Consider the following 574-nt stretch of genomic DNA (forward strand, 5'->3'; position numbering starts at 1 on the left):
AAGTGCTGTAAAGTTTTTAAATAGGTTGAATGATTGGAATACCATACCAACTTGGGTACGGTATTTATTAATGTTCATTTTCTTGCCGTTTAAAATTGATTGACCGTGGTATAAAATGTCGCCGCCAGTTGGTTCTTCAAGTAGGTTTAAGCAACGTAGTAAGGTAGATTTACCTGATCCAGATGAACCAATAATAGAGGTTACTTGTCCTGGGCGAACTTGGAAGTCGATATCACGTAGGACCAAGTTTTCCCCAAAACGTTTTTCTAAATGTTGTACATTTAAGATTAATTGATCTTGGTTTTGCATGTCTTTTTCCTCCTATTATTCTCTTTGTCCGTTGACTACTGTATTCGTGCTAGATTCATAGACATGGTAAGTCTTTTTGCCTGCCATACGATTTTCGATGAAATTCAAGACACGAGTTGTTGTAAAAGTTAAGACGAAGTAGATAATCGCTGTAATTAGGAATGTTTGGAAGGTTAGGTACGTTGAACCAGCAGCTGATTTCGTTACAAAGAATAACTCAGTTACTGCGATAACATTCAATACAGACGTATCTTTAATATTGATC

General features: G+C 36.2%; 1 protein-coding gene and 1 pseudogene. Both read right to left on the bottom strand.

Annotated elements, in window-relative coordinates:
• Nucleotides 1–309 (bottom strand): ATP-binding cassette domain-containing protein (locus ACRCJ0_RS18725; protein WP_431391705.1); only part of this gene is annotated, 309 nt, incomplete at its 3' end.
• 15 nt (nucleotides 310–324) lie between these two features.
• Nucleotides 325–574 (bottom strand): annotated as a pseudogene (locus ACRCJ0_RS18730) (amino acid ABC transporter permease); the annotation flags it as partial.

The organism is Aerococcus sp. L_32 (genome assembly GCF_050689315.1).